This window comes from Streptomyces sp. NPDC021100 (assembly GCF_044333095.1).
GTDB lineage: Bacteria > Actinomycetota > Actinomycetes > Streptomycetales > Streptomycetaceae > Streptomyces.
This window is the reverse complement of the sequence record NZ_JBIRQH010000028.1, coordinates 81449-95895: the sequence shown is the minus strand read 5'-3', so window position 1 is coordinate 95895 and position 14447 is coordinate 81449. Positions and strand designations below refer to the sequence as shown.

The 14447-nt window shown below is 67.7% G+C and carries 12 protein-coding genes and 1 pseudogene; 8 read left to right on the top strand and 5 right to left on the bottom strand.

Going from position 1 to position 14447, the window contains the following annotated elements; genetic code table 11:
* Positions 1 to 708: 708 nt before the first annotated feature.
* The 5 genes and pseudogenes from ACH4PU_RS33380 (at position 709) to ACH4PU_RS33360 (ending at position 7580) form a co-directional block, all read left to right on the top strand.
* Positions 709 to 1083 carry a hypothetical protein gene (locus ACH4PU_RS33380; protein WP_398280763.1) on the top strand — a complete coding sequence of 125 codons (375 nt, stop codon included), beginning with the start codon at positions 709 to 711 and terminating at the stop codon, positions 1081 to 1083.
* 595 nt (positions 1084 to 1678) lie between these two features.
* A complete protein-coding gene (locus ACH4PU_RS33375; protein ID WP_398280760.1) occupies positions 1679 to 2782 on the top strand; it encodes a hypothetical protein in 1104 nt (367 codons plus the stop codon).
* 1592 nt (positions 2783 to 4374) lie between these two features.
* The gene (locus tag ACH4PU_RS33370; RefSeq protein ID WP_398280757.1) at positions 4375 to 5538 is read left to right on the top strand and encodes a hypothetical protein; all 1164 of its coding nucleotides are present in this window, start codon (positions 4375 to 4377) and stop codon (positions 5536 to 5538) included.
* Positions 5539 to 6311: 773 nt separating this feature from the next.
* Positions 6312 to 6472, top strand: a pseudogene (locus tag ACH4PU_RS33365) (transposase); the annotation flags it as partial.
* A 736-nt stretch (positions 6473 to 7208) separates the two neighbouring features.
* Positions 7209 to 7580, top strand: a complete 372-nt coding sequence (locus tag ACH4PU_RS33360) for a hypothetical protein (protein WP_398280754.1) — start codon at positions 7209 to 7211, stop codon at positions 7578 to 7580.
* Between the two features lie 26 nt (positions 7581 to 7606).
* Here ACH4PU_RS33360 and ACH4PU_RS33355 read toward each other — a convergent pair whose 3' ends face one another.
* Entirely contained in the window at positions 7607 to 7900 is a 294-nt protein-coding gene (locus ACH4PU_RS33355; RefSeq protein WP_398280752.1) for a hypothetical protein, read from the bottom strand.
* Between the two features lie 774 nt (positions 7901 to 8674).
* Between ACH4PU_RS33355 and ACH4PU_RS33350 the strand changes: the two genes are divergently transcribed.
* Positions 8675 to 9037, top strand: a complete 363-nt coding sequence (locus ACH4PU_RS33350) for a hypothetical protein (protein WP_398280749.1) — start codon at positions 8675 to 8677, stop codon at positions 9035 to 9037.
* Between the two features lie 172 nt (positions 9038 to 9209).
* Here the strand turns inward: ACH4PU_RS33350 and ACH4PU_RS33345 are convergent, their stop codons facing one another.
* The 4 genes from ACH4PU_RS33345 to ACH4PU_RS33330 all read right to left on the bottom strand — a co-directional run bounded on the left by ACH4PU_RS33345 (position 9210) and on the right by ACH4PU_RS33330 (position 11945).
* Positions 9210 to 9623 carry a hypothetical protein gene (locus ACH4PU_RS33345; RefSeq protein WP_398280746.1) on the bottom strand — a complete coding sequence of 138 codons (414 nt, stop codon included), beginning with the start codon at positions 9621 to 9623 and terminating at the stop codon, positions 9210 to 9212.
* A gap of 185 nt (positions 9624 to 9808) precedes the next feature.
* Positions 9809 to 10168: a hypothetical protein gene (locus ACH4PU_RS33340; RefSeq protein ID WP_398280743.1), complete on the bottom strand. Its 360-nt coding sequence runs from the start codon at positions 10166 to 10168 to the stop codon at positions 9809 to 9811.
* Between the two features lie 579 nt (positions 10169 to 10747).
* Positions 10748 to 10909 (bottom strand): recombinase family protein, encoded by a 162-nt coding sequence (locus ACH4PU_RS33335; RefSeq protein WP_398280740.1) that lies wholly within the window; start codon positions 10907 to 10909, stop codon positions 10748 to 10750.
* Between the two features lie 178 nt (positions 10910 to 11087).
* The gene (locus ACH4PU_RS33330; RefSeq protein ID WP_398280737.1) at positions 11088 to 11945 is read right to left on the bottom strand and encodes a hypothetical protein; all 858 of its coding nucleotides are present in this window, start codon (positions 11943 to 11945) and stop codon (positions 11088 to 11090) included.
* An 812-nt stretch (positions 11946 to 12757) separates the two neighbouring features.
* Between ACH4PU_RS33330 and ACH4PU_RS33325 the strand changes: the two genes are divergently transcribed.
* Positions 12758 to 13108, top strand: a complete 351-nt coding sequence (locus ACH4PU_RS33325; protein ID WP_398280734.1) for a helix-turn-helix transcriptional regulator — start codon at positions 12758 to 12760, stop codon at positions 13106 to 13108.
* 54 nt (positions 13109 to 13162) lie between these two features.
* The gene (locus ACH4PU_RS33320) at positions 13163 to 14395 is read left to right on the top strand and encodes a tyrosine-type recombinase/integrase (protein ID WP_398280731.1); all 1233 of its coding nucleotides are present in this window, start codon (positions 13163 to 13165) and stop codon (positions 14393 to 14395) included.
* Positions 14396 to 14447: the final 52 nt, after the last annotated feature.

The window sequence follows — 14447 nt, the reverse complement described above, 5'->3', positions numbered from 1 at the left end:
CGTGCGGTGAAGACTCGACACCTCCACCACACCGGAGGTCTTCGTCGTAATCAAGACCCGCGAGTGTCAACAACGCTCGTGATCAATACACCTAGCGCCACGACGCCCTCACAGCCCATTCCGCCGAAGAACCGCCCGACCCAGACCACCGAACGTCAACCGGACGCCCGCGACTTCGTGCAGCTTCCCAGTGGCATCTTTTCGCTGGACGGGCTGCGGGATGGGACACCGCCCCGGCCCATCTCCCGGCGGCTGGCGCGCGCCTCGACTGGGCTGCGATGAGGCGATCGGCAGCGCATCGGGCAGGCCGCGCGCTGCCTCCCAGTGGGTGGAGGCGGCACGAGGTGTGGACGGGCGTCACCTGACCGGGTGCCGCGGTCGGCACCCTTCGGTCGCACGCCACCGCCCGGCTGCCCCACGGGTGGGTTTGCCTGCATAAAGGGGGTGATGCACCGCCGTGCCGCCCGGCCGGTGAGCTGTGGAGCTTGCCTGGTTTAGAACGTACTTACCCGGCATGTCGCGAGACAGCACGCGCGTTCGCAGTCGTCTGATCCGACGATTTGACCGGTCATGGAAGGCGCCGGTAGCAATTTGCGGTGCCGCACCGCTTTCTGGTGTCCAGCCGCCACCTTTCCGGCCCGGCACTTTCTCCCTGTGATCTGCGATCTCGACGTCGCATACCCCCCCGTTCAAGAGGAGCGAAGACTCATGTTCTGTGCCCGCAACCGCATCGCGGCCGCCCTGGTGGCCGTCGCCGCGTCGATGATCACCTTGGGCCAGGCGTCCGTCGCCCTGGCCGCGGATCCCGGGGACAACGGTCCCGCGCGTCTGCCCGTTCAGATCACCTTCCCCGCCCCGGGGAAGATCACCCAGGAGCGCAAGGTGACGAGCACCTACCAGTACGACCCCAAGGCGTCGGGCTCCTCGAGCGACTCCTCCAGCTCTTCTGCCGGCGGCAGCTCCTCCCCGGCCCCGGCCGCGCCTGAGCCGGGTCCGGTGAGCCAGGTCAAGGACACCGCCAACGCCGTGGTCTCCACGGTCGCTTCCGGCGCCTCCGGCACGGCCGACTCGGCCCTGAAGTAGGCACGACGGTCGGGGCCGGCGCAGCTGCCGGCCCTGGCCAGCTATGACCCCAGCTGGTGATCGGCGACCGTTCCACCGCCTTGCCCCCGGCCATCCACCGGCCCCTTCGACGGCAGGCCGAGCGCGCTCAGCACGCTTCCGCCATCGGCCGCACCACCGAGCGCACCGCGTGGTCTTTCCCGGCTATACCGCCGGAACTCACCGCTGCCCCGACCCCCTTGGCTGCAAAATGGCGACGGCACGGACTGCTGACCCACCCCTGCTGCAAAACCGCGCTCCTCGCCCCCGCCGCAGACCTGCCGGCCGCCGTCCTCAGTGACCTCCTCGGCACCAGCATCACCTCAGCCGACCCAGCGTCCGCCGGGACAAGACGGCCTGACCCGCACCAAGGGCAGGCCGGAGCCGGGAGTCTTTCAGCCGCGGGCCGTGGCGGCACATGAAACCGCCGTCCGGCGCCACCTGTTGGATCACCTTTCCGGCTCGTCGGCGACCACGGATCCGGGCCGCCCGTCACTCCCTGCCCGGCGCCCGGTTCCGATGCCGAAGGTACAGACCTTTCCATCCCGCTATGACAGAAACGGAAAGAATCACCCTCATGACGACACACACGAGTCGGCGTGCCGCCGCGCGCCGCACTGCTCTCGCGGTGACCGCGCTGACGTTCGTCACGGCCCACCTGGCCATCGCGCCCCAGACCGCGTACGCGGCCGACCCCGCGGGGTGCACGCGCAGCGGTTCCCACATCACCTGCACCAACGGAGTACCCAAGGGGCAGACCCTCACCGGCACCAGCGGCAACGACACCATTGAGATCACCGGCACCGTCGCCGGCACCGTCGACGGTGGCGATGGAGACGACGTCATCGTCATCAGGGGACGCAACGGCGCCCCCGGCGCGACCTGGCAACATGGCGGCAAGGGAGAAAGCGCCGTTCAAGGCGGACGTGTACTCGGCGGGGCCGGCAACGACATCATCACCATCATCGGAGGAAGCGGCGGCACCGGCGGGGAAGGCATCTACAAGGGGGGCGTCGGCGCGGCTGCCGGAGACGGCGGCGATGGCGGCAACGGCATGTGGGGCGGATATGTGGACGGGGGGTCGGGCGTCAACATCATCACGGTGCAGGGCGGCAACGGCGGCAACGGCGGCTCAGCTAAGAGCGAGCTCGAGCCAGGCCACGCCGGTATCGGGGGCGGGGGCATGGCCGGCGGACAGATGGTCGTGGGCAAGGACAAGCACAGTTCCCTCGACGTCCACGGCGGTAACGGAGGAGCCGGAGGTTCGAACACGAGCGGACTTCGCGGCGGAGACGGGTCAGGTAACTACGGCGTTGAATACGGGGCCAGGATTGAGGGTGGGTCATCACCGGATGGCGTCACCATCTCCATCACCGGCGGCAACGGCGGCACCGGCAGCAAGGGCGGACACGGCGGGGCTGGCATGGTGCGCAGCAAGGTGACAGGAACGCCGGGCGACGACGAGATCACCGCACAGGGAGGCAAGGGCAAGGAGGGCACGGGAGCCGGCCTTGGTGGCAGCGGCGACATCGACGCCAAGGAGGGCAACGACACTGTCACCGTATACAAGAACGCGGGGGGGGACGTCGTCTGCGGCGACGGCAATGACACGTACAAGTGGGCACGGCAGCGTGGGCTGTACGACCGGAAGAGCTGTGAGCACGTGCAGCAAATCAGGTAGCCGGACGGGCGCGGGGCGGGCAGTGGCAACCAGCCGAAGGTGCGCTCGATGCCCGAGCCGGAGCCAGGCCCGGTAACCACCCGAAGGACACCGCCAAATCCGCTGCCCAGTCAGTCACTCCGGCGCCGGGGCCACCGTCTACGCTGCTGCGAAGTAGCACAGCGCCGTCCCGGGCCCGCACGCCGCACCAGCGGTGGTCACGAGCCCGGGACGGCGCGACGCGCCCAGGCAACCCGCAGCGCTCTTGTCCACATCCGTCCGGCCCTTCCGGGCTGTCTCATCGAAGTGGGAGATGTCGTGACACGCGCTAACACCGACCGGGCGCCCGGGGTGCTGGCCGCCCTGGCTCTTGCCGTTCCCATCGCGCGTGACGCCCAGGCCGTGCCCAGCCACATCAAGATGTTCTTCCCGGGGACATCGACCTTCACCGTGCCCGAGGGCGTTTCCTCCATCACCGCCGACCTCTGGAGTGCAGGTGGCGGAGGCGGCGACGGTGGTGCTGCGGGCTCCGCACCGGGGCGCGCGGGCAGTAAGGGAAGCGACGGCCAGGACGGTGGTGACGGTGGCACCGCCACGCTGACCGTGCCCGGCCGTGGCATCGTGGCCACCGCCGGAAGCGGTCAGGGCGGACAAGGAGGTAAAGGAGGGCAGGAAGGAGGCGCAGGCCGCGACCCGGGCGTCTTTCACAGCGGAGGAGTCGGTAGGGATGGCTTCCATGGAGTTGACGGGGCGGGTGGAAGCGGTGGCTCAGGTCAGTGCACCGGTGGTGCCAGCGGCACCAGCACACCCGGTCTCAACGGGCACACAACAAAGGGCGGCCTCCCTTCGGGAGCACATCCCCGCGACGCCGGTGAAGGCGGCATGGGCGGTTCTGGAGGCGGTGGTGGCGATTTCGCGCAGACCGCGCAGGACCACCCGGTGAAGGGAAAGGCGGGCCGGGGTGGTAGCTCCTCTTATGGCTGGTTCGACCGAGGTGAACCAGGATGGGCCACGATCTCTTGGTGAAGGGGTAACCGCTCATTGCCGTGACCGACTTCTCCTCATCGGCCGTGTGATCCGGGTAAGCGTCAGCGCCGGTCCTGCGAGCCTTGGCCGCTCCGCGGCCTGCACTTGTCGCAGAGCGACACGCGCGCCAGCGTTGGTCAGGCCCACCGGGCGGTTCCTCACCTCGGCCCCCTCACGGATCGACACCCCGGGCGGTCGCACCGGCTGCCCACCGTGCCGCCCGCCCAGGTCGCCCGACGGAAGCAGCACCGCCGAGAATCCCGCACAAGCCCGTGAACGGGGCCCCGGGCGTCCGTAGCCGACGAAGACCCGGCGGGGCACCGGCCCCGGGATCCGACGGCAGTGGCGGCAACGGCTGCCGGAGCCATGGCGGCTACGTGGGCACAGATGGCCACGGCCAGAGCGGCAGGACCGAACACCACCAGCCCAGAAAGCACGGCTCACCCGGCCCTAGGGGACAGACCCGCCAACAGGCACTGGCCTGCGACGGCGCCGTCCTCATCGAATGGTGAACCGTCCACAGACGGGCCCCCTGAGGGCGCAGTAGCCGCCGCGAGAACAACATCCACGAACGTAAGGAATTTGGTGTGCCGTACTGTGAACAGCCGCTGAGCGCACGCTCGGCGGTATGGGTGGGGACGGGTCTTGCCGTGACGAGCCTGCTGGCCGGGGCGCTGACTGCGCCCGCGCAGGCCGCGCAGAAGCCACACGGCAACCGCCTCTTCACCAGGAGCAATACATTCAAGGTCCCTGAGGGTGTCACCGAGCTCACCATCTCGGCCTGGGGCGGTGGCGGTGCCGGAAGTGGCGGTGCGGGCGGTGGCGGAGGGGGTGGTGGCGGAGGCGGCGCGAAGGCCGGCGGCACCGCCGGTGGTGGCGGTGGCGGCGCTGGAGCCGGCGGCAGCGGTGGCGGAGGCGGCGGTGGTGGAGGCGCGGGCACCTTTGTGCAGTGCAAGATCACGGTCGGGTCCAAGGGCACGTCCCTGACGGTCGACGTGGACAACACGCCTGTCGGCGGACTCTCTCCGTCGCAGCCCGGCGTCGGCAGCCAGGGAGGGTCCGGCGGCGGCGAGGGCAAGGCGAAGGGTTCCACCTTCGGCGGTGGCACCAACGGCTCGGCCGGCGCGTCCAGCCCCCAGGCCGGCCCCGCCACCGACAGGCCCCTGTTCCACAAGACGGAAGTCGCTCTCTACATGCACAAGCGCGGCTATGTCTCCTACGTCGTAGCTCCGGGAGGAGCCCCGGGCGGCGCGGCGCAGGCCGCTCCAGGGGGCGGAGGCGGTGAGGGCGGCTACAACGGCGAGACCAGCAAGGGCCACCCCGGCGAGGGCGGCGCGCCAGCGGGACCGGGCAAGGGCGGCACGGGCGGCGGTCCGACCGAGCAGGGCATGAAGTGCATCGGCGCTCCGATCAAGCTCGTGAGCGGCACGCCGGGCAAGAGCGGGGGCGACGGCAAGCCCGGCGACCCTGGTGGCGACGGTCGAGACGGAGGCTACGGCGGCATGTCCTTCCGGGGCGGCGACCGCGGCAACGGCGGTCACGGAGCGCCCGGCGTACACGGCAGTATCTACGGCTGCGGTGGCAACGGCGGCAATGGCGCCGGCGGCGGCAACGGCGGTTACGGCGGCCAGGGCGCAAGTGGCCGGTCGAAGGATAACCAGGTGGCCTACGACGGGGGGAATGGCGCAAAGGGCCAGAAGGGGCAGAACGGCACGCCGGGCTGCAAGGGCGCCGTCCGTATCGAGTGGTGAGTTCGGCGGGCCGCAGCCGCAACGGCCTGCGGCCCGCCGACCGCACGCGACACCGCTCACCCGCACCCTTGCCAGCCGGCCCCACCCGCACCGCCGTCGCCGACGGCGAGACCTCCTCGCCCAGCCCGTCGAGAAGACCACTGCCCTGGCCCTCGCCAGCCGCCGCACCAGCCAGCAAACCACCTCTGAGCTGGCATTGAGGTAGAGGCCGCTCTTGTAGGCGCCGTTGACGCCGGTGACGAGCTGGGTGAGCAGGCGCTGGCTGGTCTGGACGGCGATGACGGCGGTGCCGGCCGCGGCGAGCGGGACGCGGCCGGTGGAGGTCAGCCAGATCAGGGTGGCGTAGACGCCGACGGTGCAGGTCCCGGCGAGGGCGTCGCCCGTGATCAGGTAGCGGGCGCTGGTTCTGCCGACCCGCGCGGCATGGTCTTCCAGGCGTGTGGTGACCGTGGTGAACCGGTCGAGGAGCCAGGTGCGCAGGGTCCCGGCGCGGACGTCGAGGGCGGTGGGGCGGCCGGAGGTGTGGAACATCCAGGTGTGGCGCAGGCGGCGGTCGGCCAGGACGTGGCGGTCGGCGAGGTAGGCGGTGCGTCCCGGCACGTGGCCCACACATCAGGCCCGACCGGACGCCTGGGCGGCCGTCCCATCATGCCTACAACTCTGGCCCCGCACCGCATGATCCAGGGCCAAAACAGCCCAACATCTTCACTGGATTCCTAAGGCGTGTACGACGGATCGAGTGGCCATGCCGTGCTGGTGTCGTTCCAGCTAACGTGGGGCGAGGTGATCTACCGGATCGGGAGTGGGCCCGGCTTGAGCCGCACTGCCGAAGAACGCGGGACGGGGCGGGCGGTGGATGTGCCACCGCAGGATGATCAACGGGATCTTGTTCCGGCAGCGGACTGGTATTCCGTGGCGGGATCTGCCGACGCGGGCGGTGCGGGCGCGGACTCGACTGCGTTTCACGCTGGCCGCGTTGGCAACGGCACACTCGCTCAGGCCCTGGGCCAGGAGGCGCTGTACGAGCTCGCGTACTGGTTCGGCGTCCGTCCAGGGGCCGCCAAGTGCCGTTCACGACGGCGATATGCCGCCGGTAGTTGTAGCGGCTGACGCTCCGGCGGCAGGTCGCGCAGCGCCAGCCTTCGATCTTGTACTTGGCGTAGCCATACTGTCGTTCGGCCATGGCTGTGGTTCCGTTCCGGTCGCGGACGCCCCCGGCGGAACGCCGGGGGCGTTTAGGGGGCGTCCGCCGTGAAGCTGGGGGTGAAGGCTCACGGCAATGTTCGCTCGCACAGGTGTCGACGTGTCGGTTAAACCTGCCGGGGCCTGCACATGAGGGTGGTTTGACTGACCGGGTGGTTGTGAAGTGGCGCGTTCTCCGCCGTACGGCGGGAACGCTTGTTTGCCCGTGCTGCCGGGCTTCGTATGGGTGAAACCTTTCGCCGGCTGATGCTATTGCGTGATGGCCGGTCGGCGGGTATTTCTGTATTGCTCTACCTTCTCGACCGTCGACCCCAAATGATGCGGGGCGGCTCTTCAGAAAATCCATGCGCTTCCCGTGGATTCCACGAGGCGCGCAAACGACTCCAGCCTGCGGGAGAAAAATGAATCTTGGAAGGCCCACCCGCTTTGCGACCGCCTTCGCTGCGCTCACGCTCACCGTCGGCGCAATGACGCTCACCGTCCCGACACCTGCTCATGCCGACACTGGCTGCCGCGAGCAGGCGCAAAAAGCCAAGAAGGAATACGACTTGGCCCTCATCCGAGAGAATCACTTCAGCAGTAACCGAGGGGATGCCCTCTGGGAACACCACCTACCGCTTCTAGAACAGCAATTAGGGAAAGCCTATGAGGCAGCACTACGGGGGGCACTGGATTCGTGTAAGGGGACAAAGGCCGGGTCCATTTTGGAGACAGCATCTTACGAAACATATTATAAAGTTCTGCCTCTCGTACCGGGACGCGACCGGAGAAAAAAGGAAGTCCTCTATGTAGCTTACCTGGCTAACTATGCTTTTTTGCTAGCCAGTGGGAAGAAATGAGCCACTACTGTGGATCGCGGATGCTTTCAGTCGGCGTGCGCGAGTACGGCGTCCTCCCGCCGGTTGCGGTCGGCGTGGAGCCACAGGCCGTGGTTGAGGACGACGTCGTCCCCGGCGGCCAGGTGCTCGGCGAGCTCGGGGTGGTCGACGCCGTGGAGGCGGTGGACTTCCTCGTCCACGGGCGGCCGGACCCTACCCCGGCCGGCGAGGACGCGGGCGAGCGGGGTCTTGCCGGAGCCGGTGACGCCCACCAGTCGCGCCGCCGTCGGCTCGCGCGCGCTCACGTCCACCTCTACCTCGGTCGGGTCTCGCGTGGACATGCGGTCACGAGCTCAGCAGGCTCACCTCGCCGGCGACGGACGCGCGGGCCAGCCGGCGAAGCTCCACTCGGCCCGCCGACGAGGCACCGGGGCCGGAAGACCAATGCGGATGCCATTTGGATCTCGACGGACAGCCGCGGGAGGCGGCGACGCAGGGCGGCGGTGCTGGCCCCCGGCTGCGGAGCGGTGAGTGCTTCGTAGGCGGCAAAGTTCACCTTGACCGGACCCCAAGTACCGCAGGGTCGGCTGAGGCCGTCCCCGGTAGCGCGCGTCGTCGTTGAACCCGGAGACCGCCACCGCCAGGAGCCCGCCGCCATGCCCCCTGTCCTCTACTACCGCACATGCTGACCCCCGCTGATCAGGCGTCGTACCGCTGTGCTGGTGAGCTGACGGCCCGGGAAATGCCGGTCCTCTAGGCCGCGCGCCACGACCTGTCCACCGCGCGCCGTCACGCACTGGACTGCCAGGACCCGGCGTGGGCACAGCCGGTTGTGTGGGATACCGGTCGCCAAGGGGCGTCGCAGCCGCCACCGGTTCACGTCGTTCTTGACCGCGACGAGTACGTGTGGGAGCCCCAGCGTGGCATCGAGGACGGCAGTCCCTCGGCCGTCGACCGGTGGACCTCGCTATGCCGTGTGCCGGCACCGCCGCTTCCTTCCCGGGCCGAGCTGACCGGGCACCGTGCTCCGCTGGCGGACTGGGTGCGGCTGTACGGGCCGCAGGCCCCGGCGGCCGAGCGGGCCGAAGGGGCCGGCTGTCGGTGATCCCAAGCCGATGCTGGTCAAGCCCGTCGCCTCGCTCCCTTCCACCGGCCACTACGAGGTCAAGTGGGACGGATACCGGTGTATGACCGCTGTGCTGGACGACGGCTCCGTACAGATGGTCTCGAGGAGGGGCGCCTCCTTGGGGCGCGCGTTCCCGGAGCTCGTCGCGGCCGTGCGGCGCGACTTTCCCCGAGGGACGCTCGTCGACGGCGAGGTCGTGGTGTGGGAGGAGGGCCGTCTGTCGTTCGAACGCCTGCAGCAGCGGGCCTGTCCACTCTCACTCGCCCGCGGTCATTCCCGTGTGGCGTGTGTGCGGTCGAGGAGGGTGACGCTCCTTCACGGCTGGAATAAGGCTCCGGCCCGGGTTGAGTGACCTGGACAGAGCGTGGGGTGGAAGGGTCAGGGAAGGTCACCCACTGCCTGGTTTGTTCCCGGAAGGTGTTCGCGTCACCCGCGCCTTCCATGACCGCAAAACCGGTATAAAGGGCGTGTGCCCGGATTCAGCCTCGCGGAGAGGCCGAATCCGGGCGCCCACTTCTGTCGCATCAGTCCGACTCATCACTTGCGCGGCATGCGCGAGGGTCGGGATACCCGTCCCCGTCGATCACCTTGCGCACGAAGTAATGCGCCTCTTGGAGTCTCTCTTTTGCCGTTTCGGGATTATCCTCCGCCATAAAGGCTTGATGCGCGAAACCGTACGCAATGCACAGTGCGTTTTTGAAGTCGCCCTCGCACCCTGCCATTCCTTGCGCTATGGCAGAGCCGGCCCGACCGATTCGTTCCTCGTTGGGTTTGATGATGGCCAAGTTCAAGGCCTTTTCGGCCTCTTGTGCCAGCTGGCGGCAGCTTTTTGGTTTGGCCGCGTAAGCAGATGGCGGGGCGGCGATGACTGTTGTGCCGGTGGTGAGTGCGAGCGCGGCGAAGGCGGTGAGGACGCGCCTGAGGACGGGGGTGTTCATATTTCTCCAGCCGGGCGAGGTGGTTTCAGGGCATGACGACGAGTGCGGGGAGGCACGGTGCAGCCACGGGCAGCCTGACGGACTGTCTGTCTGGGTGAGGGGGCGGCTCCGGGGTCGAGCGGCGGGTAGCGGTGTCCGCGCCGGTACGACCGCGGTGGCGGGTGGCCGGCCCAGGCTGTGCGGGGCTATTGCAGGGCGGAGTTGGCGGTGGCTCCGGCGCCGGCGGTGATGGACTGGACAGCGGAGTTCGCGGTGTCCTTGAGGTTGGTCACGGCGCCGGGTTCCGACTGGGAGGTGCTTCCCGAGGAACCGGAGGAGGTCGCTGACGAGGAGCCGCTGGAGCTGGATGACTTGGGGTCGTACTGGTAGGTGTCGCTCACCTTGTGCTCCTGGGTCAGCTTGCCCGGTGCCGGGTAGGTGATCTGCGCGGGGACACGCAGGCCGTCGGGGCCGTCGTCCGCCGCCGCCGGGATGGCCGGGCAGGCAGACAGCGCCCCCGCCACAGCGAGAGCGAGAACGGCCGACCGAATACGCACCAGAGACACGTGTGGCTCCTATTGGTAGATGGGATTTCGCGTGTGCGAGAAAAGCCGTGGGGTCGCACCGTATGCGGCTGGAAGAACAGCGACGGCCCCACGACTTCCAGGAAGCCCTCCAGGTGACGCAGAACAGAAATACCTCCCGATCGGCCATCGCGCAATAACATCAGTCTGATGAAAGGTTTCACCTATACGAAATTCGACGACACACGCAAACGGGCGTTCCCGCCACACGGTGGACCACAGGCAACTCCGCGAACACCTTGTCCACCAAACCGCTCTCACGTGTGAAGGCCGGCAGGTTTATCCGCAGCGTTGACATCTTTGCGGGTGACCTTATTCGCAGAGCTTGAGGCCGGTGGCTTCCTGAACTCCGGGGCTTGATCACGGCCGTAGGCGATACGTACCTCCCGTAGAGGGTTGGTTGGCTCACTCCGCCCCTGCGCACTGCGGGCCAGCCGCATCCTCGCCCAGCTCGAAGGCTCCACGAGGTAGGCGAACCCCGCCGCAGGGACTCCCGCGCCTCAACTTCTCGGGCCGATCCACGCCGAGCCCGGACGAAGTCGACTCCAACCCCAAGATCAACTACTGGCGGCCTTCGAGCTTACCTCTGGACCCCTGGAGGGAGCGGCCGTAGCGGTCAAGGGCGGGGACCGCCAGGGTGTCGTCGGCGTCGAGGAGGGCGTGGCATGCCGTGAACTCGGGGCGGAGATCGTTCTTACCGGACGTCTTGTCTGTGACGATCACCCGGCGTCCAACGGCATACCGCCCTTCGGCGGGTAAGAACGTGTCACCGGCTTTTGGGCGGTCGAGGAGGCCCATAGCAGCGCAGGCGCCGGTGAGAGCGCGCTGAGGATGGCGTTTCCGGCATCCGTGCAACCGTGTGCTCCTCCTGAACGGCCCGGCCCTGGCCCATGCCCTCGGTCTACAAGGTGTTTTGTGGGGTGGGGTGGTTTGCGTGGTGGAGGTGGTGGCTGGTGGCGTTGTGGGCGAGGGCGAAGCCGAGGATGAAGACTTTCTGGCGGGCGAGGCCGTAGGAGACCATGCGGCGGTTCCAGAGGCTGGAGTCGAGTTGTTGGTGGAGGGATTCGGTGTCGCTGCGGTAGGGGTAGAGCTGTTGGTGGGCGAGGGTGTTCTGGGGGATGTGCTGGAGGTGTTCGGCGCGGTGGAAGCCGCGCTCGGTATCACTGGGCGGGCGCCGGCCAGTGGCTGGGTCGGCGGCGATGCGGTCGGTGGGGGTGGTGGTGATGCCGACCGGGACGCGGTGGTTGTGGACTCCGTTGCGGCAGGGGATGCGCAGCAGGTGGTACCAGCGGCTTTTCGTCTTACCCCTGCGGTGTTCCAGGCGGAGGATGGGGACCGGTAGGAGGTGGGTGGTGCCGTCGTTGAGGAGGAGGCGTTCGGCGACGCGTCCCTGGTCGCACCACAGCTCATGGCGGCAGCGGGCAAAGCGCAGGAGCTCGTAGGCGCGGGGGTGGGCGGAGCCGTGCTGCTTGTTGATCACCAGCAGGCCCTGGCGGGCGAGGGTGTCGCGGTGGGTGCCGCGGAAGGCGCCGTCGTAGAGCACGCCCATGCACCCCGGCAGCCGGCCGGCGAGCGCGGTGAAGGAGCGCACGGCGACGGCGGCTTCGTCTTCGTAGGCGTCGCCTGGGACGTGGTGGAAGGCGAGGATGATGCGCCGGCTGTAGCCGGTGTGGCGGGCGGAGGCGAAGAACCACTTCGTCCCCCGCGCCACCGTGGCTGTCGGCGGCCACGTGCCTTCCACCCGGGCTTCTACGGTCATGCAGCTGAGCGCAGAACGTGGAGGTACCGAGGGCCGAAGCCTGGCCGAGGCCTTCTGCCGGACTGCCTCGACCGGGTTGGCAGATCAGCCGTCGATGGCCTGGTAGAGCGTGGTCCAGAAATCGTGGATGGCTCGTGCCGAATCCAGAGTGGACGTCCCGGTCGTGGTGAGCAGGATGCCGACGAGCTGGATTGTGAATCGGCGTAGGTCGTGGTGCCAGCTCCGCCGTCCCAGTCGAACTGGCCGATGGACGCCGGAAAAAGGCCCTGGCTCTTCCCAGGAGCACCGAAATTCCACGTCAGCTGCCTGGAACCGCTTTTCGGGAGGGTTCGCCGTCGGCAGAAGAGAACGTCGGCAAGAGGACTCGACGTCATCCTGCTGGCATGTCAACGTATAGCGTCCCCTCGAAGACCGCCGAATTGGAGGAGGGTGGGGAGAAAGCCGTGGTGTGGAACTGCTTAACGGGATTACTTACCCTCATCAGCGTTTGGAGTCTTGACCGTCTAGCCGATGACGGTCTGAGGCGTGCTCTGGGACGCCGATCCTCTGTGGCTAGGGCTGGGGCTCCAGTCCGGAGTACGCTGAGCGCTTTATAGGCGACGATCCCCGGTTAGCGAAATCGGGAATCTTCCGGATCATCGATGTCGTTCGCATCGGCTGTGCTTGGCGGTGGAGTCGAGCGGACACAGTGGGCCGCGCCGCGCGTTCCTGAGAAGTGTGCTTGGCGCTGTTGCCTGCTGTTCTTGCTCCCACGTGCTGTCCGCCAGGCGCTAGGTGACAAACACCTGAGTGGTGAGCGGTAGGACTTCCATATGCCTCCGGCAACCTCTCCGAAGAGATTCGCTATGCGCCGTACCGCACTTCCGCCCATCCCTTCCGCTTCCGACTTCCCTCCCTGTGCTCCACGCGCGGCTTTCCTGACGGTAAAAGACGCCGCTGCGTATCTCGGCCTTTCGCCCCACACGCTCTACGTCTGGCGGCACCGGCGGCAGGGGCCGCCGAGCTTCCGCATGGGGCCGCGCGGTCGCGTCATGTACCGGAGGGAAGCTTTGGATGCCTGGGTCCATGACCAAGAACAGGCGGATTCCCGTTCCAACGAAGCCCTGAGCCCGCTCAGCGACGCCGCTCTTCAGCGTCGGTCTGGCTACATAACCAGAACCTGACCCGCCGGACGCCGTAGAGCGCCCCACCTTCCCCCTCGAATCAGGAGAAAAAGATTGGCCGGATACATAGAAGATCGCTGGATTAAAAAGAAGAAGGACCCGGTAACGGGCAAGAGGGAAAGAACGGCCCGATACGGCAAGGGCAAGCGATACAAGGTCGCCGGCATACCAGGGGTTCGGGATCGTTCCTTCGAGACCTTGGAGGATGCCAAGGCGTGGCTTCGTCGCGCAGCCACCGACGAGGAGCGCGGGGAATTCGTGGACCCGCGCGACGGATCCATCACGCTGGCCGACTACATCGCGATGCACTGGGCGCCGGGCAGGGGAGGAGCTCCGAAGACGCAGCAGAACCAGGAGCGGAGGGCGCGACTGCACATCGTGCCGTACCTCGGCGAGCTGCCTCTCAGAAGCATCACGGCCGCCGAGCTACGCGCCTACGTCGCGAGATTGGACGCCACTGTCTCCTCGGTCGATTACCGGCGCGGCATCCTGTCCGAGCTATCGAGCATCCTGGAGGCGGCCGTTGACGACAAGCGGCTCGCCAGGAATCCCATGCATGCGAAGTCTGTGAGGTGGCCCAAGGCGCCGCGGGAGCGTCGAGAGGCGTGGTCGTTGGAGACGGCGCTCCGAGTCCGGGACGTGATCAATTCGCGGAACCGGATAGCCGTCGTGCTCGGCCTGGGGTGTGGGCTACGTCAAGGAGAGGTGTTCGGGCTGAGCCCCGAGGACATCGACCATGCGAGGGGGGTTCTTCACGTCCGTCGGCAAGTTCAGTCGGTCGGCGGGAGATTGTACTTTGCCCTGCCGAAGGGGGCGAAGACGCGGATTGTCGACATGCCTCCGTCCGTGGCTGCGGAGTTGAAGCGGCATGTCGAGGAGTGCCCTCCGGTGGAGGTAGAGCTGCCGTGGGGGAGGCCTGAGGCCGACAGGCAGCGCAGAAAGTACTCCCTTCTCCTCACCACGCGATTCGGCAACGCTGTGGCCGTCAACACGTGGAACACCTACACCTGGAAGCCGGCGCTGGCCAAGGCGGGCATCATTCCTCCGCGCCCTAAGGAGGCGAAGCAGTGGCAGTGGGAGGCGGCTCCGAAGGACGGGTTCCACGTGCTGAGGCACACTTACGCCTCGATCATGCTGGAGGCGGGGGAATCGGTGGTGACTTTGGCGCGCTGGCTTGGTCACTCGTCGCCGGCCGTCACGCTTGGTTACTATGCTCACTTCATGCCGGAGGCCGGAAGTAAGGGCCGCACCGCCATCGACGGGCTGTTCGGGAGGGGAGGGGAGTGACAGGTCAGCCGAAACTCCCCATATTCTCCCCAAGGCTGATTGCCGGGTGCCT